This window comes from Sphingomonas sp. IC4-52, assembly GCF_020707225.1.
Lineage (GTDB): Bacteria > Pseudomonadota > Alphaproteobacteria > Sphingomonadales > Sphingomonadaceae > Sphingomonas.
In genome coordinates, this window is sequence record NZ_JAJFEU010000006.1 from 60,470 (window position 1) to 83,802 (window position 23,333).

Here is a 23,333-nt window from a genome sequence, read left to right on the forward strand (position 1 = left end):
GGGAGGGAATTGTCATGGATCTCGGCCTTGCCGGAAAGACTGCCATCATCTGCGCCTCGAGCCAGGGATTGGGCAGGGCCTGCGCCGAAGAGCTTGCACGTGCCGGCTGCCGCGTCGTCCTGAACGGCCGGGACGAACAGGCACTGGTCGAAGCGGGCGCCGCGATCCGGGCTGAAACTGGCGCGATCGTTGAAACGGTTGCCGGCAACATCGGCGATCCCGGAGTTCAGGCCGCGCTGATTCAAACAGCGGGCACGCCGGACATCCTCGTCAACAACAATGGCGGTCCGCCTCCGCGAGGGTTCAGGGATCTCGACAGCGATGCGCTGCATGCCGGCCTTGATGCCAACATGGTCACGCCGATCCGCTTGGTTCAGCAGGTCATCGATGGCATGGTGGAGCGGCGGTTCGGCCGGATCGTCTGCATCACTTCGGGCTCGGTCAAATCGCCTGCCGCCGGGCTCGATCTTTCCAGCGGCGCCCGGATCGGCCTGCACGGCTTCCTCGCAGGCGTGGCGCGCGAGGTGGCCAGCGCCAACGTGACGATAAACTTCCTTCTTCCCGGCCTGTTTGCGACTCGACGCCTTGGCGGTGTGATGGCCTTTGCCGCAAAGGCACAGTCGATCGACGTTGAGACTGCGGAGGCACGCGGTCGCGAGCGCATCCCCGCGCGGCGCTTCGGCGATCCCGCGGAGTTCGGCGCCGCCTGCGCCTTCCTCTGCTCGGCCCAAGCCGGGTTCATCACGGGACAAAGCCTGCTGATCGATGGCGGCGCCTTCCCCGGAGTGCTATAAAGCACAGCTTGTTTGCGCAGCGGGGCAAATTCCCGCATGTCCGCGCGCCGAAAGGAACTTTGCCATGGCCGCCAACTGGGCCCCCGACAGCTGGACTGCGCATGAAGCGCGTCAGCTCCCCGATTATCCCGACGCCGCCGCACTGAAGGCAGCGACAGACACGCTCCGCTCGCATCCGCCGCTAGTGTTCGCCGGCGAAGCCCGGAACCTGACGGCAGAGCTGGCACGTGTCGCGGCAGGTGAGGCTTTTCTGCTTCAGGGCGGCGACTGCGCGGAAAGCTTTGCCGAGTTCCACCCGAACAACATTCGCGACACGTTCCGCGTCATCCTCCAGATGGCAGTGGTACTTACCTTTGCGTCGAAACTTCCTGTGGTGAAGCTTGGGCGGATGGCGGGCCAGTTTGCCAAGCCACGTTCCGCTCCCACTGAAGTTATCGATGGCGTGGAACTGCCCAGCTACCGTGGCGATAACGTCAACGACATCGGTTTCACGCCGCAATCCCGCGTGCCCGATCCGCAGCGCATGGTGCAGGGCTATGCGCAGTCGGCCGCTACGCTGAACCTGCTCCGCGCCTTCGCACAAGGCGGTTACGCCAACCTGGCTCAGGTGCATCGCTGGACGCACGACTTCATGGGTCGCTCGCCCTGGGCAAAAAAATATGCGGAAACCGCCGATCGGATCGGTGAAGCGCTCGAGTTCATGGCCGCGTGCGGAATCGATCCGGAAACGGTGCCGCAGCTGGCGCAGACGAGCTTCTATACCAGCCACGAAGCGCTGCTCTTGCCCTATGAAGAGGCGATGACTCGGCAGGACTCGCTGACGGGCGACTGGTACGACACATCGGCCCACTTCTTGTGGATCGGTGACCGGACCCGTTTCGAAGGGTCGGCTCACGTCGAATTTCTTCGTGGCATCGGCAACCCGATCGGCGTGAAATGCGGGCCCAGCCTGGAACCGGACGTACTCTTGCGCTTGCTGGATACGCTCAACCCGGGGCGCGTTCCGGGGCGGGTGACGCTCATCACGCGGTACGGATATGACAAGATCGAGGGCTCGTTCCCGCGCCTTCTGCGAGCGGTAACGCGCGAGGGCCATCCCGTCGTGTGGAGCTGCGATCCGATGCACGGCAACGTCGTCAAGGCCGCAAACGGCTACAAGACCCGTCCGTTCGATCGGATCCTGGCGGAGGTTCGCGGCTTTTTCGCGATCCACCGCGCAGAGGGAACCCATGCCGGCGGAATTCATGCGGAAATGACCGGCCAGAACGTCACGGAATGCACCGGCGGCGCTGTCGACGTCACCGAGCAGAGCTTGGCCGATCGTTACCACACTCATTGCGACCCGCGCCTCAACGCTAGCCAGAGCCTTGAACTCGCCTTCCTGCTGGCAGAAATGCTGAACGCAGAGATGGCGGAGCGTCGCCGCGCGGCGGCTTGAAGAAAAGGCGACGCGGCGGGTTGACGGCCCGCCGCGTTACCCGTAGAGGCGCCGCTCCCGCTCGCACGGCCCCTTCGTCTAGCGGTCTAGGACGTCGCCCTCTCACGGCGAAAACACGGGTTCGAGTCCCGTAGGGGTCACCAGCCGCAGAATTCAGCCATTTCTTGAAGCGCGGCGCGAGGCGGTTGCCCCCGAGAATGCGTATGAGTTGCCCCCTTGTCGGACAATGCTCGTTGCCCAGGGTATTTTGCAGCGTGACTCAACTCACCTCATCAGCAATCATCCCGGCATAACAGTCGGGGGACGAATATGCCGCGGATGATGTCCGTAAGGCTTTGGCAAATCGGAAAACGTCATGAGCGTGGCGTGTCTTTGAGAGCTGCACTGGAGCAGATCTGGGCACTGGGCGACCCGGACGCGCGCGAGCGGCAGTTGGCCCCTGGCGTACGCTGTCGTCTCGAGCGGCTAACGGTAGATGGCGGTACAATCATCGGCGAAATGACCCGCGTCCGTCACGAGGATCACCCTCGCGAAGTCCACCCCGACGGAGCAAGACCGCTGAATGTGCAGGTTCCGATCGGCGACGGGGTCGCTTTTCGCTACCGGATTCGTGATCACCGTCTGGCGTTTCAATATGACGATCGCATCCTGAGTGCCGGCCGCTTTCTCGACTACATAGAAGTTCTGGTCGATGGCGCTTTGTTCGATAGCCATCCTGTCCTCGATGAGGAGGAGATGGAGCGGTTCAGATCACAACCTCTGAAGAAGGTGACGATCAAAGTCGCCAACCCTACTGAGGTAGCCAGCACAGAGGACAGCATGCGCGCCGCCGCGTCATCCTTCCGCCAGCTGGGCGAGGCATATAACGCGCCTACTGTGACACTGGAGATGAGCGTCGGAACCTCTCGCTCTTTCTTGGCAGAAAGTGCAAAGCGGATGCTGTTGGGCATCATACGGGAGACGCCGGAAGAGGATCTTCGGGCCGCTCGGGCCGTTCCCGGCGATGCACGAGGTGGACGAGCCAAAGAGGTCAATCTGCTGGACTCGTTATTTTCGCACAAGGAACTCGTGGACACCCCCCGAGACTTGGATGAGAATTTTGAAGCCAGACAGAGGCTATTGCGACGAGTTCTGGAGCGCCAAGCCTAGGAAAACACATGCGTTTTGGTATCGGATTGTTGATCGAACGGTTCGGACCGCTACTCGTGTCGGCGCTGGTCGCTGCCGCTTTCGTGCACTGGCGGGAAGCACTTCTTGTCGAAGCCGCAATCCATAAGATCCAACCGTCGAACCTCTACGGCGCTATATTCAATTGGTCAGCAATCCAGGTAGGCTTCGCCTTCGGAGTGTACGGTTTCATTCTATCGAAGAGTGACGGGTTCGTAGGAGAAGTGCGCGGCACGATCGCGATGAAACGTTTCATAACATATGTGCGTCGGGGAACCCTTGGAGGCTTCCTGCTCACGATCGCGTCGATACCGATAACAGCTATCGGCCCAGATCCGGCGGCCACCAAGTTCGCGTTCTATCTGCTCACCGCCTGGTTCGCCCTCTTCGTCTGGACTTTCCTAGCATTCATCAGAATCGCTTTCGGCTTCGGTCGACTTGTAAGCGTCCCGGATCGGGAGCCGTTCTACGGCGCCTGACCGGCAATCTTCGCCGCAACGATCGGCACTATCACGCCCTGCGTAACCCGCTCGGCCGCGCCGCGTGCGATCATCAGCGCTCTCGCCCGCTTCCCGTAGTGCCGCACCATCTCGCTCGACATGCCGAGAATTGAGCCCACCTCGGTATCGCTCAAGCCGAGCTCGAGCAGGTAGCAGCAAGCGTTCTTGCGCAGGCCGTGGAATGAGAAGGTGGCGTCCTCGTCGATCACCTCGCGCGCGACCAGGTCAGCGTGCACTTCGCGCACCGCCTTCGTCGCCATTAAGTCGCGCAGGCGCGCCTGAATGGCGCCGGTCGTCTTGAAGGGCGCGCCGCTGCGCTCGTAGAGCAGCGTGGTCGCGCGGCGCGGCAGCTTCTTCAGCTCCTCGTGCCAGAACGGATGCATCGGGATCGCGACATCCTTGCCCGTCTTCTTCTGGGCGAATTCCATGATGCCGCCCTCGATCCATCCATATTGCATGCGGATGCAGTCGCTGACGCGCTGGCCGGAGCACAGGCCGGTGACGATCGCGAGGCGTGTCATGGGCGTCGTCTCCTCCAGCGCGACGTGCAGCAGGTCCGCCGGCCATGGCTCGTGCTCGCCGAGCTCCAGGCGCTTGATGCCGGAGGCGGGGTTGTCGGCGCGCATGTCCAAGCGGGTGGCGTAGGCGAGCAGCGCGCGCAGGACGCTGAGCCACGCATTTGCCTTGCCAGGTGTCTCGGCCATGCGATCGCGCATGGTGTAGATGTGCGTCGGCCGGATCCCCTTCACGCCGCGCTCGCCGATTTCTGTGGAGATCATCTCTAGGTAGCGCATCTGGTTCGTGCGGGTGCTCAGCTCCAGCGCCTGGAACTCGGGGTTGGCCTTGTAGGCAGCGACCAGCGCGGCGATGCTGCCCGGAGCCGGCCCTTGCCGCTTGGCACCGTCCTCGGACAGCCGCTTGTACTCGGCGTGGAAGTCGGGATCGTCGATAGCAGGTAGCCGGATGTAAGTGTCCTTGCCTGCGATCTTGCGACGGAAATAGAGCAGGCCCTTCCGCTCGGTCACGTTCTTCAACGAAAGTCGTCCCATGACGTGTCTCGATCCTCCGCGCCCGCGCGAGGCTGCTTGATCGAGAACTGCTTGGCAATCATGCTATCCAGCTGGATCTTCGCCCACAGGGTGTTCGATCCCTCCTTCACGCCGGCAAAGCCGTAGCGCGTAAGGAAGGTCGTCTTCGAGATCCCCATGTACGCGGCCGCGATCTCGGCCGTCATGCGGGCCGGCCAATCCGGTAGCGAAGAACGAGAATTGGCGAATGGAGCGCTTGCTGCTGGCGTGGGGCTATGCCTCGGCCATCGTCGCCGGCATGAGCAACGGGTACCGCAAACACTGGGATGGGGCGATCGTGAGCCTCGACGACCGCAAGGGGGTTATCCAGATCACCTGGCGGGACGAGATTAGCCGGATCATGTTCGAGGGAGCCATACTTGGCGGATGGGAGGCGAACGGCGATCACGCGCATAGCCAGCGGCTCCAAGCATAGCGGTTGTAGCTTTCGCCGACCGGCGACAATCAGCCGCCTTTGCGGCTCCCGGAGCAGGCGAGCACGATGCGCCCGAATATTGGGATGTAGAGACCTTCGTTTCGGTCAGCTTAACGCCTTTACCCAGCCTAAATTGTCGGGCTCTATGCAATCCTGAAAACCAGAAGTAGGGGGCGCCATGGCCACCACCGTCGAGATCAGTATCGCCGGCCGCGAGGACGCGGATGCACCGCTTCTTGGTGACCTAATCGAGCAGATCCAAGACTTCTTCGCCATGCTCAACGGCGTTACCGAAACTCTTACTGGTGACGCCATAGAGCGTTTCGACTGGAAGGTTGTGGGTTTGAGCAAGAACAGCCCCGCTCGGATTACGGTCGAAGCAATCCCGCTACCCGGCCACTCTGACGGTCCCCAAATCGCGGAGCGGGCACGAGAGATAACCGTTGGCGGCTTGCGCCAGCTAATCGCCAAGGGCGAACGCCCCTTATATTTTAGCGACAACGTGATTGAGGCTGCGGATCGATTTTTGCGCCGCATGACCCGCCAGCTAAGCGCCACAACGGTGGGCTCCTCTGACGCGGAAGCTACCGAGGTAACTGTCGGCACGGTGGCGGCCATTGAGGCGTTGAGGCATGTGGAGATTGTCAGGGAGGCCGAACCTGTGCACCCCTATCGCGAACTCGGCAGCTTCGAAGGCTACATCCAGAACGTTGGGACTGACGGTTGGCAGCGGCCCTTTATCATCGTGAAGAGCCGCGTGACGGGAGCCGATGTGAAGTGCTACCTGTCCGGAGAAGCGCTGCGTGCGCTCGAAGATGAGCCCGTTGCACAAGTAGTCTGGCGCAACCGTCGCGTCACCGCGGTGGGTGTTCTGAAATATCGGTCTGTCGGACGGCTGAGCCAAGCCGAGGTTACGCGCCTTGACTTTGCCGATCCCGACGAAAGCCTGCCTCAGCTTAAAGATATAATTGACCTCGGGTTCACCGATGGGCTTTCTTCGCATGAATATCTGGAGAGGGTGAGGAATGGCGAAGCCTAGGCGCGTTGCATGGGACGCGTGCACCTGGATCGCCACAATCATCCAGGAAAAAGCAGAGACGAAGGGCGGCGGAGTCGAAGACCGCGCTGCGTTGTGCAATCATGTTATCGGTCTCGCTTCCAGCAAGCAGGTCGAGATAGCCACATCGGGACTGTCGCTGGCAGAGGTTTGTAAAGACCCGCAGGTCAAGCAAGAGGACGGCGACGTTCTTGCCGACTTTTTCCGCAACGAATACATCCTTATCGTTCCCGTTGACCGATACGTCGGAACTTTAGCGCGACAGCTTATGCAGGATGGCCACGCGGGATTGAGACCACCCGACGCTGTACACCTGGCGACCGCCGTCGTAGCGGACGTCGCCGAGTTCCACACCTTCGACGGCGCTCTGTTGAAGCTAGATGGTAAGATCAGGAAGCCCGGCGGAGGCACGCTCACGATCCGTAAACCGCCTGCTCCACCGCCAAGCCTGTTCGACGGCCTCAAGATTGCCTGAGCAGGCGAGTCCGCTATTTCTCAGGAGACTTCGAGGAAGCGTATCAGGCTAGATAGTGGGTTCCAGCAGACCCGCTCCGCTACGCCATGCCAACTCGTAATCGTGGAAGGCCGGTCGAACTCAAAGACCTTCGGCGCAACATACTTGAAAGCACGAACTGGAGCTCGGCTGCGGAGGTAATCGAGCACCGCTTTTGGTATCGCGCTGGTATCGCAAACGATCACAATCACGTACCCTGAACAAGGTTTTTGGTGAAGCCTCTCTCGGCAAATTCGCGCGAGGTGCAGAATCGGGAGCAATCGCACTGCAGAGGTCGCGGACGGCACGTATGAATGTCCGCTTTCCGGCTCGGCAGCCCTATCTGCAATGTCCGAGATTGGGAGGTGAGCAGACGGTCCGCTTTGAGGGGATCGGTGGCACATTGCAGACGTTCGTCATGACGCTAAGCTGGCCTCATGCGTGATCCAGACTTCGATACCGACGGGTGGTGCCTTGAGGACGGGGAGGCTTACCACGCCGAAGCGCCCGCTACGTTCTGGATACCTGAGCGGCATAAGCGCGAGGGCTTGGAACCCGGCGATCTTGCTAAACTCATCTTTCGGATCAGCGTGGACAACGGCGAGGAAAACGTCGCTGTCGAGCGCATGTGGGTTCTTGTCCGGGAGCGCACGGCAGACGGATACCTCGGCGTTCTCGACAACGAGCCCGACGCCATCGCTGAGAACGACGAGTTTTGGCTGGGCAGCGAGCTTCCATTCTCCGCCAAGCACGTGATCAACATCGAAGTCCGAGACGCGAACGCTATTGCGCTCGCCGCGAAAGAGCCGCGCACGCGCTGGTCAGACTGACGGCCGTCCGCGTCCGCTTTCCGAGCTCGACGGTTGAGCGCTGGACTTCCGCAATTGAGCGTGAGCGGAATGGCGGCTTTCTGGATCGACAGCGCCGATGCGGAACGGCCGAGACTGGAGGTTAGCTGCCGTTCGCACGAAGGCGTCGCGTCAGAAACGAACTGACTGCGCCGCCTACAATCAGCGCGAACGCGGCAGCAATCAGTCCTTCATAGACGCGCTGCATGATGGCGATGCTATCGATTTCAAGTGCGTATGCTTGGTCTGGGAAGACAGCCATCCAAATCGCTTGGAAAGCAGCAAATCCGAGTAGAAGAATTGGGATCGGAGCAGATGATGCGAGCACGACGAGGTTCGCGCCGATGCCACGATACATTTTGCACATTACCGCTGAAATAGCTGCCGCGACTACGGCACATACTGTAGCGAATAAGGCGATGATTAGAGCGGGATGCATCCGAGTCTCGCGTCAGTAGCTTTAGCATACCCCCGAACACGGTTGGCGCAATGTCCGGCTGCGGGCGTAAGCGGAACGTCCGCTTTGGGAGCAAGGAAGCCGTCGTGGCGTGGCTCTGACATACGCAACGATCGAGTTCCAAAGCTTGCGCGAAGCCAGATCGGTAGCGCCTGTTTTTTACCCCCGCGGCTGTAACCCATTGATCTGCAACGGACACGAACCATTAGCCAAGGCGGCAAAGACCGTTGAAATCGCGCCAGTTTTCTGGTCCACGGCGAAAACACGGGTTCGAGTCCCGTAGGGGTCACCAGCGCCGCCACTGCTGCAGGGTTGCAGCCCGGGCAGTTAGTTGCCTGAATGGCTGCGACTTCGAGCGATCAACGATCATCAAGTCGAAGTCGGACGGCGGTATGTCGGTAGCCGTTGCCCGCGCTGAGGCGCAGGGGAAAAGCTTGCTCGACTTCGAGGCGAGTGAACGAGCCGACGAGGTCAAGAACGCCGCGCGTACCCCTCAGATGTTAGCTACGCCACCGTGGCGAGCCAGGCATCGCCTTCGCTGATCGCGCTCTGGGCAAACAAGGTGCACTTATACCCGCGTCGGCGACGCCTCTCTCGCGGCGCATGACGTCTCAAGAGCACCCGCGAACTCAGGGCCTCAGCCGGAACGTCAGCAACAGAATGTGATCGACTCGGCTGTCGCTCCCGGGCGGTGCGCTGATCTGCGCCTGATAGCCGGCCTCAACTGCCTGTTCGGCCAGCGGGAGACGCACTCCCGCGAACAGGCGCGCAGCTTCGAAACCGCGTCGCGCTCCATAGTCTGTGTTCAGCACGTTGACGAACGCTTCCGCCGCTAGGACGCCTGTGGGGGACCTCTCAGCATCGCTCAACGGTCTTTCAAACCGTATCTGCTCTCGGAAGCGCAGCCCCATGTCGCTGCCCGTCGAAAACCAGCGCTGCTCCAGTCGAAGGCGCCCGGTCAATGCACCCCAATCGCCAGACGCGATGTCCAGATCAGCCTGCTGATAAGGGCGATTCTCGCGCCGAGGCTGTCCATCGAATATCTCCTGATACACCAGACCTTGGTGCAGCGTCACGCGCTTGCTGGCGGCAAATCCGACGGCCACTCGCCCGAGCAGCGCGGTTGGCGCGGACAGGTTTTTGCCGATCCGCGGGTGCAGTTCGGCGGTCCACAGCTTACCGCCGCCGAGTTTCCCCTGCGCGGAAAAGTTGATCCAAAGCTGCCGATCCTGCTTCACACGGGCCGACGCAGCGCCCGCGCCGAGCATGGCCATGGCGGCACAAGCAATCGCGACTGGAGCGGCCGCAGAAGAATATATCTTGTTCATGCCGGTCCGTAGCGCTGACGATGCTGTAAATGCGCGTTGGCGGTGTGCTATTTGCCCGACCGCTGCAATCATTCAAAGCGAGGCGGCAGGTCATGAAAGCTAATGGCACCACGCATGCGCTGATCAAGCCGCGCGTTCGTTGAACGCTTTCAGGATCGGGCACGGTCCAGTCGCATTGTCTGCACAATCACGCTCCAGATCGCTCAGCCAGTCCCGTGCTGCTTGCAGGCTCGAAATCCGCTGTTCGAGTTCCTCGATCCTCGCACGCGCCAATGCCCTGGCCCGCTCGCGATCATGGGACGAGTCGAGCTCAAGAAGCTCGCCGATCTGCTCAAGCGAGAAGCCGGCCGACTGTGCTGCGCGAATGAACTGGAGGCGACGTACATCGTCGACGTCGTAGCGGCGCACCCCGCGTGCGGGGCGATCGGGCTGAGCGAGCAGGCCACGCCGATGATAATAGCGAACCGTCTCGACACCCACGCCGCCCGCCTGCGCCAGGCCCGCAATCGTCAGCGCAGTCATACTTGACTCCGTACCATGGTACGGACGCTATAAGGCAGCCATCAACGCGTCGGCAACCGATCGCCGGCAGGAGGTGCTTCAATGAACAGCGGCAAGGGCAAAACCGCCATCCTGTACCGCATGGTCCTGCCCGACCATCTCTGTCCGTCGGGACTGAAATCGAAATGGCGACTGCAGCGTCACGGATATCGGGTTGATGATCGCCCCTTGCGCACACGCGCGGAAACCGACGCCTTCAAGGCGGAACATGGCGTTGCCACCACTCCTCAGACCTTCATCGACGGGAAGAGGATCGGCGGAAACGACGATCTCGCACGCTTCCTGGGCAAGCACATCGCCACGCCGGGTGAGACGAGCTACCGGCCGGTGGTCGCGGTATTCGCCATAACAGCGCTGATGGCGCTAGCAGCGAGCACGGCGGCGTTCGGCACGCCGCTGACGGAGCATGCCGCCATGTGGTTCATCAGCCTCTCAATGTGCGTGCTGGCGCTGCTGAAGCTGCAGGACGTGGAACGATTCTCCACCATGTTCCTGAACTACGATCTGCTCGCACGTCGTTGGGTGCCTTACGCCTATATCTACCCGTTCGGCGAAGCCCTAGCAGGGGTGTTGATGACCGCAGGGGTCGCCGAATGGATTTCCGTGCCGCTTGCCCTGTTTCTCGGCGGTATCGGCGCGGTGTCGGTATTCAAGGCCGTCTATATCGATCGCCGCACCCTGAAGTGCGCCTGCGTCGGCGGATCGAGCAGCGTGCCGCTCGGCTTCGTTTCGCTGACGGAAAACCTCTTCATGGTCGGCATGGCAATCTGGATGCTGGTGAGGTGAGCGGCCGCCCTCCCCCTTCATGAAGCAAACGCGGCGCGGCCGCGGCTGACCACACACGCACGCCGCGGCTTTCGCGCTAATCCTGGTTAAGGCTGCCGCGAGAACAGTGCAGAAGCGCCACGAAGGGCGGAACGTCAGACGCGTCGGGGACTTGTGAGAACGAGCAACCCCCGAGGAGCATCATGACCTACCGTCCAGAACCCCCGCAGCCAGAACAGCAGCAGCCGATGCCAGGCAAAACGGAGGCGATGGATCCCCGGCCGGATCACGGCGAGCGCAGCTACACCGGGCACGGCCGGCTGCTTGATCGCAGGGCCCTGATCACCGGTGCCGACAGCGGCATCGGGCGTGCGGTAGCGATCGCTTACGCGCGCGAAGGCGCCGACGTCGCGATCAGCTATCTCAATGAGCATGATGACGCGCAGGAGACCAAGCGATTGGTGGAAGACGCCGGCCGTCGCGCCCTGCTGCTGCCTGGCGACATCAGCGATCCCGCACATGCCCGAAAGATCGTCGAGGAAACAGCATCGGCGTTTGGCAGGATCGACATCCTGGTCAACAACGCCGCCCATCAGGCCACGTTCGCAAACGTGGAGGACATTAGTGACGAGGAATGGGAGCTCACCTTTGCCACCAACATCCACGCCATGTTCTATTTGGTGAAAGCGGCCCTACCGCACATGCAGGAAGGCAGCTCGATCATCAACACGACGTCCATTAATGCCGAAGATCCGAGCGAGCAGTTGCTCGCCTATGCCACCACCAAGGGTGCGATCTATAACTTTACCGCCGGCCTCGGAAAGATGCTGGCCAAGCGGAAGATCAGGGTAAATGCGGTTGCGCCCGGTCCCGTGTGGACGCCGCTGATCCCCTCAACCATGCCGCCAGAAAAGGTGAAGTCCTTCGGCAGCGACACGCCGATCGGCCGCGCGGCGCAGCCGGCGGAGCTGGCGCCCCCATATGTCATGCTCGCCAGTGACGAGGCGAGCTACATCACTGGCGCAACCATTCCAGTCACTGGCGGAAGAGCCTTCCTGTAGCCGGACACTTCCGCGGCGAACGCAACCCCTGGCGCGCCTGCCGCGGACATGACAAAAAACCGGGCGGCAGTTGCCGTCCGGTCTTTCGTCTCGTGCATTACCGACCCCTCGGGCCGGTTAGGCCTGATTAGGCCAGCGCCGACAAGCGCTTGGTCAGGCGCGAGAACTTGCGGCTGGCAGTGTTGCGGTGGAGAACGCCACGGGCAACGCCGCGCGCCAGCTCCGGCTGGACCGCTTCGAGAGCGGCCGAAGCCGCCGTCTTGTCACCCGCTGCGAGCGCTGCCTCAACCTTCTTCACGAAGGTGCGGATGCGGCTGACGCGCGCACCATTGATTTCGGCCCGGCGCTGGTTGCGGCGGATGCGCTTCTTCGCTTGCGGCGTGTTCGCCATTGACGGTCCTTGCTTCTAAAAGTCGGTCGATGAAAAAAGGGCGGCGGGAACACCCATCGCCCTGGAAGCCGCGCCCTTTAAAGGGATTCCCGCTTCCGGTCAACTACGCTGACACGTCGGGCACCAGAACGTGGATCGTCCGCCTTCGGCATAGCGCTGCACCACACCGCCACATCCGCATGGCTGTCCTTCGCGGCCATATACCGCAAATTGCTTCGAAAAATAGCCAAGCTCGCCATCGGGACGGGCGTAATCGCGCAGCGTCGAACCGCCCGCCTCGATCGCCGAGAGCAGAACCTCCCGTATCGCCGCGACCAAGCGTTCCAGCCGCACAAGGCTGATGCTGCCAGCGGCTCGTTTTGGAGAGATTCGCGCCAGGTAGAGCGCCTCACAGACGTAGATGTTGCCGAGTCCCGCCACGATCCGCTGGTCAAGCAGCATCACCTTGATCGATGCCTTGCGTCCGGCCAGCGCCTTCTTGAGCCACGCCGCGCTCAGCTCCGCGCCAAGTGGCTCCGGGCCCAGGGCAGCAAAGGCGGGGAAGCTCTCCAGGTCGGCCGTTGGCCAAAGATCGACCGAACCGAAACGCCGTGGATCGTTCAGCGCGACCCTTCGACCCGTATCGGTATCGATCACGAGATGGTCGTGCGGCAGCAACTTCCCCGGATCGACTCGCCACCGGCCGGACATTCCCAGGTGAAAGATCATGGTTTGATCGCGATCGGTATGGATGAGACCGTATTTCGCCCGGCGGCCAAGCGCCGTGACGAGGGCGCCGGTCATGGTCTGCCGCAGGTCGGCCGGGAATGGCCGCCGCAGATCGCCGCGTCGAAGCTCGACATTCGTGAGACGGGCACCTTCCAGCACGGGGCGCAAGCCACGGACGGTGGTCTCGACTTCTGGTAGCTCGGGCATACACCGCCTTTAGCGTGGTACCACTGCTTGTCGAAGTGCCGCCGCAAAGGGCCCCGGGGCGATCAGAAGGCCTAGCCCCGCCCGCGCCCCGCCGCTAGAGCCGCGAACATGAGCGAAACCGTCTCCTTCGGCTACGAGGATATCCCCGCATCGGAGAAGACCGCCCGCGTCGGCGGCGTCTTCACCAATGTCGCGTCCCGCTATGATCTGATGAACGATGCCATGTCCGGTGGAATGCACCGGCTTTGGAAGGATCGCTTCGTGCGCCGGGTAAAGCCGCGCGCCGGAGAACAGATCCTCGACATGGCGGGGGGCACGGGCGACATCGCGTTCCGCCTGCAGCGCGAAGGCGCGTCGGTCACTGTGGCGGACATCAATCCGGCCATGCTCGAGGTGGGCATGAAGCGCGCGCAGGAGCGCGGCATTGATGGCCTGGTTTGGACAGAGGCCAACGCTGAGGTGCTGACCTTCCCCGATCGTTTCTTTGACGCATATACGATCGCCTTCGGCATCCGGAACGTGACGGACATTCCCGCCGCGCTTCGCGAAGCGCATCGGGTGCTGCGCCGCGGCGGTCGCTTCTTCTGCCTGGAGTTCTCCACCACCACCTGGCCCGGCTTCAAGGAAGTGTACGATGCCTATTCGCATCGCCTGGTGCCGAAGCTTGGCCAATTGCTCGCGCATGACGCGGACAGCTATCGGTACCTGATCGAATCAATCCGTCGCTTCCCTGACATGCCAATGTTCGAAGGCATGATCCGGGATGCCGGGTTTGTGCAGACGAAGGTCGAGCCGCTACTCGGTGGGCTGGTCGCGATCCACTCGGGCTGGAAGATATGATCGACGCCAGCCGCCCCTCACGGGGCAGCGGAGAATGACGCACGCCGTTGTTCACACGTGGCGACTCCTCAAATGGGGTCGGACCCTGGCACGCCATGGCGCTTTGCGGGGGCTGGAGCGCGACGCGAAAACCCCGCCCCGGCTGCGGCGCCTTCTGCGTCTGGCACGGCTGGGCGCGCGCGTTCCGGAGCAGCCGCGCTATGCCGATGCGTTCGAGGCTATCGGCCCCGCGGCGGTCAAGTTCGGCCAAACGCTGGCCACCCGTCCCGACATCGTCGGGGATGAAGCAGCCATGGATTTGCTGCGGCTTCAGGATGCGCTGCCGCCGCTGCCTTTTGACGTGATCCGGCCGCAGATCGAGGAAAGCCTTGGCCGGCCCATCGAGGCTATGTTTGCCAGCTTCGATGAAACCCCGGTGGGCGCCGCCTCAATCGCGCAGGTCCACCGCGCGATAACGATCGACGGTCGACCCGTTGCCGTGAAGGTGCTTCGCCCCGGCGTCGAAGCGGACTTCGAACGCGCCATCGACACCTATGAATGGGCCGCCGCCCAGATTGAGCCGATGGGCGGCGAGATCGCCCGTCTTCAGCCCCGTCTGGTTATCGCCACCTTCAAGCGATGGACGGCACGGGAACTGGACCTGCGGCGCGAAGCCGCCTCGGCTAGCGAGTTGGCCGAAGGGATGGCGGCAGAGCCGAACTTCCACGTTCCGGAAATCGATTGGCCGCGCACCTCGGGGAAGGTGCTCACCCTGGAATGGATCGACGGCATCAAGCTGTCGAACCGGGCCGCATTGGTGGAGGCTGGCTACGATCTTCCGCGCCTTGCACAAACGCTGGTCCATGCCTTTCTGCGGCAAGCGATCGCGGAAGGCTTTTTCCATGCCGATCTTCACCAAGGCAATTTGTTCGCCCTGCCCGGTAACCGCATCGCAGCGGTCGATTTCGGCATCATGGGTCGCATCGACCGCAGGGCGCGCATCTGGCTGGCAGAGATCCTCTACGGCCTGATCACCGGAAATTACCGCCGCGTCGCGGAGATCCACTTCGAGGCGGAATACGTCCCGGCGCATCACGACGTGCGCGAGTTCGCCACCGCTTTGCGTGCGGTTGGCGAACCCATGCGTGGGCTGCCCGTGAAGGAAATGTCCATCGGCATGATGCTGGACGGACTGTTCTCGATCACTCGCGATTTCGACATGGTCACGCAGCCACACCTTCTGCTGCTGCAGAAAACCATGGTGATGGTCGAAGGCGTGGCGACGGCGCTTGATCCCGACATCAACCTCTGGGACACCGCGGGACCGTTCGTCGAGGAATGGATTCGGACGGAGCTGGGCCCGGAGGCGGCCATCGCGGACCGGATCGTGGCTGACGTGAAGACGCTGTATCGCCTTCCCGAACTCGTCCGCCGTATCGAGGCGCGATTCCCGCCTCCGGGCGGCGCGCCCCCTGCCCCACCGCTTCGCGAGATTGAAGTGGTGCGGATCGGTGGCGGCTGGCGATATCTCGCCATCGCGTTGGCCAGCGCCGCGGCTGGCGTTGGGGCAACGTGGGCGATGATTGCCTGACCATGACTAGAGCTGCCGCCCGGCCGCTCTGGCTGGCGACACCGTCGCGTTATGCCGGGCGTTCACGCCTCCATGCCCGCTGGCTGCTTGCCGTTCTGGCGCTGCTGTTACTCGTGTCGCTTGCCTCCCCGGGCAACCCCGGGTCGGCAGCGGTGAGTGCTGGCTCAGCGGATCAGCCCACCGAAATCCTGTACGACGGGATCGTCGAAGACATTCGTCACGGCGCCGACTATTATTCCGCCGCGGCGCAGGCGCTTCGCTCCGCCGGCGCGCCCATGCACCCGTTCTTCGCCATTCGCCTGCCGACCCTGTCCGTGGCTCAGGCACACCTGGGCCAGGTCACATCTGCCCTGATCCTTTACGTGCTTGCCGTGCTGACGCTGTTTGGCTGGTGGAACAGGCTTCGGGCGGCGCTGCCGGCTCGGCGCGTCCGCATCGTCGCGGTTCTGCTCGCTGCTACCGGAGTGGCAAGCGCGATCCTCGGCCAACTGGTGGCCACGCATGATCTTTGGGCGGGGCTGATCATCGCCCTTTCTCTGGTCTCTCGGAGGCCGGGCCATTGGGTCACCGCCGCTGCGCTTGGGCTTTCAGCGGCGCTGATCCGGGAAACGGCCGCACTATACGCGATCATCATGATGATCCTTGCCCTGCTGGAGGGGCAGCGACGGGAGGCAACTGGCTGGGCGGCCTTGCTGGTCATCTTCGCGGTCGTTGTCGCCTTCCATGCACAGGCAGTTGCCGGGATCGTCGGGCCGTTGGACCAGCCTTCGCCGGCATGGGCCGGTGCGGCGGGCTTCGGCTTTGCGATTCATGCCATCGTCGCCGCCACGGCTTGGTCGTTGATCCCGGCGGCGATCGGCGCCCTTGTCGTGACGCTCTCCATCGCAGGCTGGTCCGCGTGGCGAGACCCGCTCGCCACACGGGCACTCGCGACCATCGCCGCTCAATTGCTGCTGATGTCGTTCCTGGGGGCCTCGGACAAGGTCCAATGGGCTTTCCTGATCGCTCCCATCGTGCCGGTCGGGATGGTGTTCCTCCCCGACGCACTGCGCGATCTTTCCCGGGCGGCGCTCGACAGACGGCGCATCACCGTGACAAGAACGGCAGCATGAGCCGGGTTCTTCTGATCGTCGGCGGTGGCATCGCCGCATATAAAGCATGCGAAATCGTGCGCCTCTTGCGCAAGGCAGGGCACGGCGTCCGCTGCGTCCTGACGGAGGGCGGCAGCCACTTCGTGACTGCCATGACGCTGGCCGCCCTGTCCGAAGAGGAAGTACACACCACGCTTTGGGACCTGAAGGATGAGGCCGAAATGGGCCACATCCAGCTCAGCCGACAGGCCGATCTGATCGTTGTCGCGCCGGCAACCGCAGACCTGCTGGCGCGCATGGCAGCAGGTTTGGCAAATGATCTTGCGACCACATTGCTACTGGCGACTGACAAACCCGTGCTGGCCGCGCCCGCGATGAACGTACGCATGTGGCTGCATCCCGCGACCCAGCGCAACGTGAGTCAGCTGCGTGCGGATGGCATCACCGTGATGGAGCCGGACGAAGGCGCTATGGCCTGCGGCGAGTTCGGCCCGGGGCGCTTGCCCGAGCCTACCGCCATTATAACACGCATTGAATTGCTCCTGGCGAACGGACCGGGAGGCTCGGCGCCGCAGGCTCTTGGCACCGGGCATCGTCCGCTTGTCGACAAGCATATTCTGGTCACCGCGGGGCCGACGCATGAGCCGATCGATCCGGTCCGGTACATCGCCAATCGCTCCTCGGGAAAGCAGGGATTTGCAGTAGCGGAAGCGCTTGCGTCTCTCGGTGCCCGCGTGTCGCTGGTCGCCGGGCCGGTCGCGCTCGCCACCCCGGCTGGCGTAACGCGGATCGACGTCGAAACCGCGCGGGAGATGGCCGCTGCGGTAGATCGGGCGTTGCCGGCTGACGCGGCGATCATGGTGGCCGCAGTTGCTGATTGGAGAGCCGAGGGTGCCGCCGAGCAGAAGCTGAAAAAGGCAGCTGGCGGCATTCCCTCCCTTCAACTCGTCGAAAATCCCGACATCCTCGCGACGTTGGGTCACTCCCCCAATCGGCCGCGGCTTCTGGTCGGCTTCGCGGCCGAGACCGAGCATGTCGTTACTCACGCCCGGGACAAGCTTGCCCGCAAGGGCGCGGACTGGATCATCGCGAATGACGTGTCCGGCGACGTGATGGGCGGCGACACCAATACCGTTCATCTGGTGTCCGCCGGCGGCGTCGAGACCTGGGAACATATGCCAAAGGCAAATGTCGCCAGGCGGCTCGCGGATCGGATCGCTGCGACGCTGCAGGACCCTGTGCAACCAGGCTGAGGCATATCTGGCAAAGGGCTCCTCCCCTTTCCGGCGCCTCCTGCCGGCGCTCTCTCGCGCTAGGCCTCCCGGGACGCCAAGGCGCGTTCAAACACCGCCTCGAACATGGCGGCGGTAAGCCGGCCCGTGTTCTGGTTGTACCGCGAACAATGGTAGCTATCGATCAATATGCGGCCGTCCGGCATTCGATGCTCTGCCAAATGGCCGAACTTCGCCTTCGGCAACTTGCCGCCGAGCGCCTTGACCGCCGATTGGTGCGCGATCTGGCCCAGGGCGATGAACACGGACGCATTGGGCAAGGCCGAAAGCGGCGCTTCAAGGAACGGACGGCAGGTGCGTATCTCCTCCGGCGTCGGCTTGTTGGCCGGCGGAAGGCAGCGGACGGCGTTGACCAGCATTGCGCCCCGCAATTGCAGCCCGTCGTCTGGCCGCGCCTCGAACTGCCCCTCGCTCAGACCGAACTTGGCCAGCGTCGCGTACAGCAACTCGCCCGCGTAATCACCCGTGAAGGGCCGGCCGGTACGGTTCGCACCATGTTTGCCCGGGGCCAGACCCACGATCACGAGCCAGGCGTTCGGATCGCCGAATGCCGGGATCGGCGCATTCCACCATTCGGGATATTCGGCCTGGAGCGCGTGACGAAACCCCACGAGGCGCGGACATAGCGGGCAGTCGCGCGGCGGTTCGCTCGCCGGCAACGGAGAAGGTGCAAAGTTCATCCGCGCCCGATAGGCCGCTAGGCATGATGCGCTCAACCTATGTCGTGGCGTTGGGATCAAATCGGAGGGGGCGCCATGGTGCGCCCGCCGCCGAAGTCGCTGCGGCGATTCGCGCCCTCCCCGGCGTCGTGTCGGTCGCCCCGATCATCACCAGTGCCCCCGTAGGGCCGTCCATTCGCCGTTTCGCGAACACGGCCGCCATTGTCAGCACGTCACTGTCACCAGCCAACCTCCTGCGCGCGCTGAAGGCTATCGAGCGGCAGTTTGGCCGCCGTCGCGGCCGGCGGTGGGGCGCACGGGTAATCGACTTGGACATCATCCTGTGGTCCGGCGGCAAGGTCGACCAACCGGATCTCAAGGTTCCTCACCCCGCCTTCCGCACGCGCGATTTCGTGCTTGCACCACTCGTCCGGCTAGCGCCGGCATGGCGCGATCCCGTGACTGGCCTCACCATGGTTCAGTTGCATGCCCGGTTGACCCGCCGCCGGTCTGTGCCTAGGCGCGTCGTCGCTGGTGCGGGTCCGTAGCTCAGTCGGTAGAGCAAGCGACTTTTAATCGAGAGGTCCCGGGTTCGAGCCCCGGCGGACCCACCAGCGATCCCGTAGATTGATCTCGGCAATCCACTCGCTGACCGCTCATCCACGCCCGTTGGGGCGCGGGGACGAGCAGGCTTGGCTCCAACTGCCATCTTGCGCGTTGTGCCGCTCGGCCGGCTTATTTTCGTCTGCCGCTGTGCCGCCAGTCGCCAGTTTAGAAGGAAGTGCAGTCCATGTCGGACTTTCTCGAGCCCGGAGTGTCGCGCCGCGGGCTGCTCGCCGGGAGCATGGCAACGGTGGCGGTCGCCAACACGCCAGCGCGGGGCGCTACCCGGCCCGCCATTACAGCAACGGAGCCGCCGATGATGTCCGTCAGCTTCACCGTCAATGGTCAACAGCATTCCCTATCGGTGGATACGCGCACGACCTTGCTGGACGCATTGCGTGAGCACCTGCAACTCACGGGCACGAAGAAGGGCTGCGATCATGGCCAATGCGGTGCCTGCACGGTCCTTGTCGATGGCCAGCGTATCAACGCCTGCCTCAGTCTTGCGGTGATGCATGAAGGGGACTCGATCACCACGATCGAGGGCCTGGGCACGCCGGAGCGGCTGCACCCGATGCAGGCCGCCTTTGTGAAGCATGATGGCTATCAATGCGGCTATTGCACGCCTGGCCAGATCTGCTCGGCAGTCGCCGTACTGGAGGAGATCAAGGCCGGCATACCCAGCCACGTGCAGGCGGATATCGCGGCCACGCCGGGTTTCACTTCGCTGGAATTGCGCGAGCGGATGAGCGGCAACATATGCCGCTGCGGCGCCTATTCGAACATCGCCGACGCCATGGCTGAAGTGGCGGGGGCCAAGGCATGAGGCCCTTCACCTACGAACGTGCGACGGATGCCGCGGCCGCAGCCCGCATCGTTGCGAGCAGACCCGGCGCAAAGTTCATCGCCGGCGGCACCAACTTGCTCGATCTGATGAAGATCGAGGTGGAGACGCCTACTCACCTGGTGGACGTACAGGATCTGGACCTCGACAGGATCGAGCAGACCAGCGACGGCGGCCTGCGGATCGGCGCTCTCGTCACCAACACGCAGCTGGCATCTGATCAACGCGTGCGGCGCGACTATGCCGTATTGGCCCGCGCCATCGTTGCCGGCGCCAGCGGACAGCTCCGCAACAAGGCATCAACGGCCGGAAACCTGCTTCAGCGTACCCGCTGTCCCTATTTCTACGACACCAATATGCCGTGCAACAAGCGCAAGCCCAACACCGGTTGCGCGGCCATTGGCGGCTATTCGCGCCAGTTGGCGGTGATCGGCGTCTCGGACAAATGCATTGCCACGTTCCCGGGCGACATGCCGGTCGCGTTGCGAGTCCTTGATGCCGTGATCGAAACGATCGATGGCAAGGGCAAGCGCCGGTCGATCCCGATCGCCGATTTTCACCGCTTGTGGGGTGAAAAGCCCGAGCAGGATACAGTTCTGGCAACGGGGGAGCTCATCACCCATGTCGTCCTGCCCCCGCCCCCCGGTGGCAAGCATTTCTACGAGAAGGTCCGGGATCGCGCTTCGTACGCATTCGCGCTGGTCTCGGTAGCGGCCGTTATCCAGCCAGACGGAACCGGCCGGGTCGCTTTTGGCGGCGTGGCGCCGAAGCCATGGCGGGTGCCCGAGGCTGAGGCATTGCTGCCCAACGGCGCCGCTGCCGTCACCGCCCGCGCGTTTCGAGGCGCGACCCCTACCCCCGACAACGCCTTCAAGCTCCCGCTCGCCACCCGCGCGCTGGCGTCCGTCATCGCCCAAGCCAAGGCCTAAGCTCATGAAGTTTGAAACCGCCGAGGGCATCAACCCGATCGACCGTATGAAGGTGGTCGGCCAATCGCATGACCGTATCGACGGCCCACTGAAAACAAGCGGCCTGGCTCCTTATGCCTATGAGCACAAGGATATCGCGGACGTCGCTTACGGCTACATCGTCGGGTCGAGCGTGGCAAAGGGGCGGATCACCCGTATCGACACAGCGGCGGCGAAGGCGGCTCCCGGCGTGATCGCCATCGTCACCGCCGCCGATGCAGGCGCATTGGGCAAGGGCAAGAACAACACCGCCAAGCTGCTCGCCGGGCCGGAGGTAGATCACTACCATCAGGCCGTCGCATTGGTGGTCGCGGAGACATTCGAGCAGGCGCGCGCTGCCGCGTCCCTCGTGCGCGTCGATTATGCTCGTGCCAGCGGTCGCTACGATCTGACGGAGGAACTGAAGGTCGCCCCACTGGTGGGTGGATCGGGCGGGCCAAACAGCAGCGCGCCACCAATCGACCGGGTCGGCAAGTTCGAGGAGGCCTTTGCCGCTGCCCCGGTAAAGCTCGATGCGGAATATCGGACGCCGGATCACACCCATGCGATGATGGAGCCGCACGCTTCCATTGCCTCCTGGAACGGCGACGAGCTGACGCTATGGACGTCCAACCAGATGATCGCCTGGAGCCGGCGTGACGTGGCCCTCACGCTGAACATGCCGTTGGAGAAGGTGCGCCTGATCTCCCCCTATGTCGGTGGCGGGTTCGGCGGGAAGCTGTTCGTCCGCGCGGATGCGATCATGGCGGCACTGGGCGCTAAGGCTGCCAAGCGGCCGGTCAAGGTTGCCCTTCCCCGCCCCTTCATCACCAACAACACGACCCATCGTCCGGCCACGCACCAGCGTATCCGCATTGGCGCGGGTAAGGATGGCACCATCACCGCCATCGCTCATGAAAGCGGCTCGGGCGATCTGCCGGATGGCGGTCCGGAAACTGCAGTTCAGCAGACGAAGCTGCTTTACGCCGGCCCCAACCGGATGATGGCGATGCGCCTGGCAGTGCTGGATCTGCCGGAGGGAAATGCCATGCGCGCGCCGGGTGAGGCACCGGGCATGATGGCTCTCGAAATCGCGATGGACGAAATGGCCGATAAGCTTGGCATGGATCCCATCGAGTTCCGCATCAAGAACGACACGCAAGTCGATCCCGAGAACCCGAAGCGTCGCTTCTCTCAGCGTCAGCTGGTCCGCTGCCTTCGTGACGGGGCCGAACGCTTCGGCTGGAGCAAGCGCAACGCGACGCCGGCGCAGGTCCGCGACGGGCACTGGCTGGTCGGCATGGGTGTTGCGGCAGCCTTTCGTAACCACCTCAACACCAAATCCGCGGCGCGGGTCCGCCTGGGACGCGACGGCACGGTCACGGTCGAAACCGACATGACCGACATCGGCACGGGCAGCTACACCATCATCGCCCAGACCGCGGGCGAGATGCTGGGCGTGCCGGCTGAAATGGTGGTGGTGAAGCTCGGCGATTCTGCCTTCCCGGCATCGGCCGGCTCAGGCGGCCAGTGGGGCGCCGCCAACTCCACTGCGGGCGTCTATGCCGCCTGTGTGAAGCTGCGTGACCAGGTGGCGCAGCGGCTCGGCTTCAACTCGGCCGACGCGGTGTTCGAAGCAGGTCAGGTCACAAGCGGCAATCGCTCTGCATCGCTTCGGGACGCTGCGGCTGCCGGCGATCTGGTCGCCGAGGATCATATCGAATTCGGGAAGCTTGGCCAGGAATGGCAGCTTTCCACCTTCGGCGCGCACTTCGTGGAAGTCGGCGTGAACGCCTATACCGGCGTGACGCGCATTCGGCGGATGCTGGCAGTCTGCGCAGCCGGGCGGATCCTCAATCCCAAGGCGGCACGCAGCCAGGTGATCGGCGCGATGACCATGGGGGTGGGTTCCGCCCTGATGGAGGAACTGGCTGTCGACAAACGCTTCGGCTTCTTCGTCAATCATGATCTCGCCAGCTACGAAGTGCCCGTTCATGCCGATATCCCGCATCAGGAGGTGATCTTCCTTGATGAAGCAGATGAACGGGCCAATCCGATGAAGGCAAAGGGGGTCGGGGAGCTGGGGCTTTGCGGCGTGGGCGCGGCGGTTGCCAACGCGATCTACAATGCCACCGGGGTTCGGGTGCGCGACTATCCGATCACCCTGGACAAATACCTGGATCGACTCCCCGACGTCGCCTGATCACCG

General features: G+C 63.2%; 26 protein-coding genes and 2 tRNA genes. 20 read left to right on the top strand and 8 right to left on the bottom strand.

Annotated elements, in window-relative coordinates; all coding sequences use genetic code 11:
- The first annotated feature begins 14 nt into the window (after positions 1-14).
- From LK535_RS14150 to LK535_RS14170, 5 genes are all read left to right on the top strand, one after another.
- Positions 15-794 (top strand): SDR family oxidoreductase, encoded by a 780-nt coding sequence (locus LK535_RS14150; RefSeq protein ID WP_227772574.1) that lies wholly within the window; start codon positions 15-17, stop codon positions 792-794.
- A 64-nt stretch (positions 795-858) separates the two neighbouring features.
- Positions 859-2,232, top strand: a complete 1,374-nt coding sequence (locus LK535_RS14155; RefSeq protein ID WP_227772575.1) for a class II 3-deoxy-7-phosphoheptulonate synthase — start codon at positions 859-861, stop codon at positions 2,230-2,232.
- Positions 2,233-2,299: 67 nt separating this feature from the next.
- Positions 2,300-2,375: transfer RNA gene (locus LK535_RS14160), tRNA-Glu, on the top strand.
- A gap of 166 nt (positions 2,376-2,541) precedes the next feature.
- Complete coding sequence (locus LK535_RS14165; protein ID WP_227772576.1) at positions 2,542-3,381, top strand: hypothetical protein; 840 nt, start codon at positions 2,542-2,544, stop codon at positions 3,379-3,381.
- An 8-nt stretch (positions 3,382-3,389) separates the two neighbouring features.
- A complete protein-coding gene (locus LK535_RS14170) occupies positions 3,390-3,878 on the top strand; it encodes a hypothetical protein (protein ID WP_227772577.1) in 489 nt (162 codons plus the stop codon).
- Here the strand turns inward: LK535_RS14170 and LK535_RS14175 are convergent.
- Positions 3,866-4,948 carry a tyrosine-type recombinase/integrase gene (locus LK535_RS14175; RefSeq protein ID WP_227772578.1) on the bottom strand — a complete coding sequence of 361 codons (1,083 nt, stop codon included), beginning with the start codon at positions 4,946-4,948 and terminating at the stop codon, positions 3,866-3,868. The two genes, LK535_RS14170 and LK535_RS14175, sit on opposite strands and share 13 nt — an antisense overlap.
- Positions 4,930-5,133: a hypothetical protein gene (locus tag LK535_RS14180; RefSeq protein WP_227772579.1), complete on the bottom strand. Its 204-nt coding sequence runs from the start codon at positions 5,131-5,133 to the stop codon at positions 4,930-4,932. The genes LK535_RS14175 and LK535_RS14180 overlap by 19 nt, the downstream gene beginning before the upstream one ends.
- A gap of 41 nt (positions 5,134-5,174) precedes the next feature.
- Between LK535_RS14180 and LK535_RS14185 the strand changes: the two genes are divergently transcribed.
- The 4 genes from LK535_RS14185 (at position 5,175) to LK535_RS14200 (ending at position 7,782) form a co-directional block, all read left to right on the top strand.
- Positions 5,175-5,402, top strand: a complete 228-nt coding sequence (locus LK535_RS14185; protein ID WP_227772580.1) for a hypothetical protein — start codon at positions 5,175-5,177, stop codon at positions 5,400-5,402.
- A 178-nt stretch (positions 5,403-5,580) separates the two neighbouring features.
- Entirely contained in the window at positions 5,581-6,441 is an 861-nt protein-coding gene (locus tag LK535_RS14190) for a hypothetical protein (protein WP_227772581.1), read from the top strand.
- Entirely contained in the window at positions 6,428-6,934 is a 507-nt protein-coding gene (locus tag LK535_RS14195) for a type II toxin-antitoxin system VapC family toxin (RefSeq protein ID WP_227772582.1), read from the top strand. Before LK535_RS14190 ends, LK535_RS14195 begins: the two co-directional genes overlap by 14 nt.
- 455 nt (positions 6,935-7,389) lie before the next feature.
- Positions 7,390-7,782 (top strand): hypothetical protein, encoded by a 393-nt coding sequence (locus LK535_RS14200; RefSeq protein ID WP_227772583.1) that lies wholly within the window; start codon positions 7,390-7,392, stop codon positions 7,780-7,782.
- A gap of 121 nt (positions 7,783-7,903) precedes the next feature.
- On the opposite strand, the gene LK535_RS14205 is transcribed toward LK535_RS14200, so the two are convergent.
- The 3 genes from LK535_RS14205 to LK535_RS14215 all read right to left on the bottom strand — a co-directional run bounded on the left by LK535_RS14205 (position 7,904) and on the right by LK535_RS14215 (position 10,107).
- Complete coding sequence (locus LK535_RS14205; RefSeq protein WP_227772584.1) at positions 7,904-8,158, bottom strand: hypothetical protein; 255 nt, start codon at positions 8,156-8,158, stop codon at positions 7,904-7,906.
- A gap of 728 nt (positions 8,159-8,886) precedes the next feature.
- Positions 8,887-9,585: a DUF2490 domain-containing protein gene (locus LK535_RS14210; protein ID WP_227772585.1), complete on the bottom strand. Its 699-nt coding sequence runs from the start codon at positions 9,583-9,585 to the stop codon at positions 8,887-8,889.
- A gap of 123 nt (positions 9,586-9,708) precedes the next feature.
- Complete coding sequence (locus LK535_RS14215; RefSeq protein ID WP_227772586.1) at positions 9,709-10,107, bottom strand: MerR family transcriptional regulator; 399 nt, start codon at positions 10,105-10,107, stop codon at positions 9,709-9,711.
- Positions 10,108-10,188: 81 nt separating this feature from the next.
- On the opposite strand from LK535_RS14215, the gene LK535_RS14220 reads away from it, so the two are divergent.
- Positions 10,189-10,932 (top strand): MauE/DoxX family redox-associated membrane protein, encoded by a 744-nt coding sequence (locus tag LK535_RS14220; RefSeq protein WP_227772587.1) that lies wholly within the window; start codon positions 10,189-10,191, stop codon positions 10,930-10,932.
- Between the two features lie 182 nt (positions 10,933-11,114).
- Complete coding sequence (locus tag LK535_RS14225) at positions 11,115-11,972, top strand: SDR family oxidoreductase (RefSeq protein ID WP_227772588.1); 858 nt, start codon at positions 11,115-11,117, stop codon at positions 11,970-11,972.
- 127 nt (positions 11,973-12,099) lie between these two features.
- Here the strand turns inward: LK535_RS14225 and rpsT are convergent, their stop codons facing one another.
- Positions 12,100-12,363: a 30S ribosomal protein S20 gene (gene rpsT / locus LK535_RS14230; protein ID WP_227772589.1), complete on the bottom strand. Its 264-nt coding sequence runs from the start codon at positions 12,361-12,363 to the stop codon at positions 12,100-12,102.
- A 99-nt stretch (positions 12,364-12,462) separates the two neighbouring features.
- Positions 12,463-13,278 carry a bifunctional DNA-formamidopyrimidine glycosylase/DNA-(apurinic or apyrimidinic site) lyase gene (gene mutM, locus LK535_RS14235; protein WP_227772590.1) on the bottom strand — a complete coding sequence of 272 codons (816 nt, stop codon included), beginning with the start codon at positions 13,276-13,278 and terminating at the stop codon, positions 12,463-12,465.
- Positions 13,279-13,386: 108 nt separating this feature from the next.
- Here mutM and LK535_RS14240 point away from each other — a divergent pair, with 108 nt between their 5' ends.
- Genes LK535_RS14240 through coaBC form a run of 4 tightly spaced genes read left to right on the top strand, consistent with a single transcriptional unit; the run spans position 13,387 to position 18,032 of the window.
- A complete protein-coding gene (locus LK535_RS14240; protein WP_227772591.1) occupies positions 13,387-14,118 on the top strand; it encodes a class I SAM-dependent methyltransferase in 732 nt (243 codons plus the stop codon).
- Positions 14,119-14,152: 34 nt separating this feature from the next.
- The gene (ubiB, locus tag LK535_RS14245; protein WP_227772592.1) at positions 14,153-15,688 is read left to right on the top strand and encodes a 2-polyprenylphenol 6-hydroxylase; all 1,536 of its coding nucleotides are present in this window, start codon (positions 14,153-14,155) and stop codon (positions 15,686-15,688) included.
- 2 nt (positions 15,689-15,690) lie between these two features.
- Positions 15,691-16,800, top strand: a complete 1,110-nt coding sequence (locus LK535_RS14250; RefSeq protein ID WP_227772593.1) for a hypothetical protein — start codon at positions 15,691-15,693, stop codon at positions 16,798-16,800.
- On the top strand, positions 16,797-18,032 hold the full coding sequence (coaBC, locus tag LK535_RS14255; RefSeq protein ID WP_227772594.1) for a bifunctional phosphopantothenoylcysteine decarboxylase/phosphopantothenate--cysteine ligase CoaBC: 1,236 nt from the start codon (positions 16,797-16,799) through the stop codon (positions 18,030-18,032). Before LK535_RS14250 ends, coaBC begins: the two co-directional genes overlap by 4 nt.
- 59 nt (positions 18,033-18,091) lie before the next feature.
- Here coaBC and LK535_RS14260 read toward each other — a convergent pair whose 3' ends face one another.
- A complete protein-coding gene (locus LK535_RS14260; RefSeq protein ID WP_227772595.1) occupies positions 18,092-18,751 on the bottom strand; it encodes a uracil-DNA glycosylase in 660 nt (219 codons plus the stop codon).
- A gap of 23 nt (positions 18,752-18,774) precedes the next feature.
- On the opposite strand from LK535_RS14260, the gene folK reads away from it, so the two are divergent.
- From folK to paoC, 5 genes are all read left to right on the top strand, one after another.
- Positions 18,775-19,278 carry a 2-amino-4-hydroxy-6-hydroxymethyldihydropteridine diphosphokinase gene (gene folK / locus LK535_RS14265; protein WP_227772596.1) on the top strand — a complete coding sequence of 168 codons (504 nt, stop codon included), beginning with the start codon at positions 18,775-18,777 and terminating at the stop codon, positions 19,276-19,278.
- Positions 19,269-19,344, top strand: a tRNA-Lys gene (locus LK535_RS14270). The genes folK and LK535_RS14270 overlap by 10 nt, the downstream gene beginning before the upstream one ends.
- Before the next feature lie 176 nt (positions 19,345-19,520).
- Complete coding sequence (gene paoA, locus LK535_RS14275; protein WP_227772597.1) at positions 19,521-20,159, top strand: aldehyde dehydrogenase iron-sulfur subunit PaoA; 639 nt, start codon at positions 19,521-19,523, stop codon at positions 20,157-20,159.
- On the top strand, positions 20,156-21,106 hold the full coding sequence (locus LK535_RS14280; RefSeq protein ID WP_227772598.1) for an FAD binding domain-containing protein: 951 nt from the start codon (positions 20,156-20,158) through the stop codon (positions 21,104-21,106). The genes paoA and LK535_RS14280 overlap by 4 nt, the downstream gene beginning before the upstream one ends.
- Positions 21,107-21,110: 4 nt before the next feature.
- Positions 21,111-23,327 carry an aldehyde oxidoreductase molybdenum-binding subunit PaoC gene (gene paoC, locus LK535_RS14285; protein WP_227772599.1) on the top strand — a complete coding sequence of 739 codons (2,217 nt, stop codon included), beginning with the start codon at positions 21,111-21,113 and terminating at the stop codon, positions 23,325-23,327.
- Positions 23,328-23,333 lie beyond the last annotated feature (6 nt).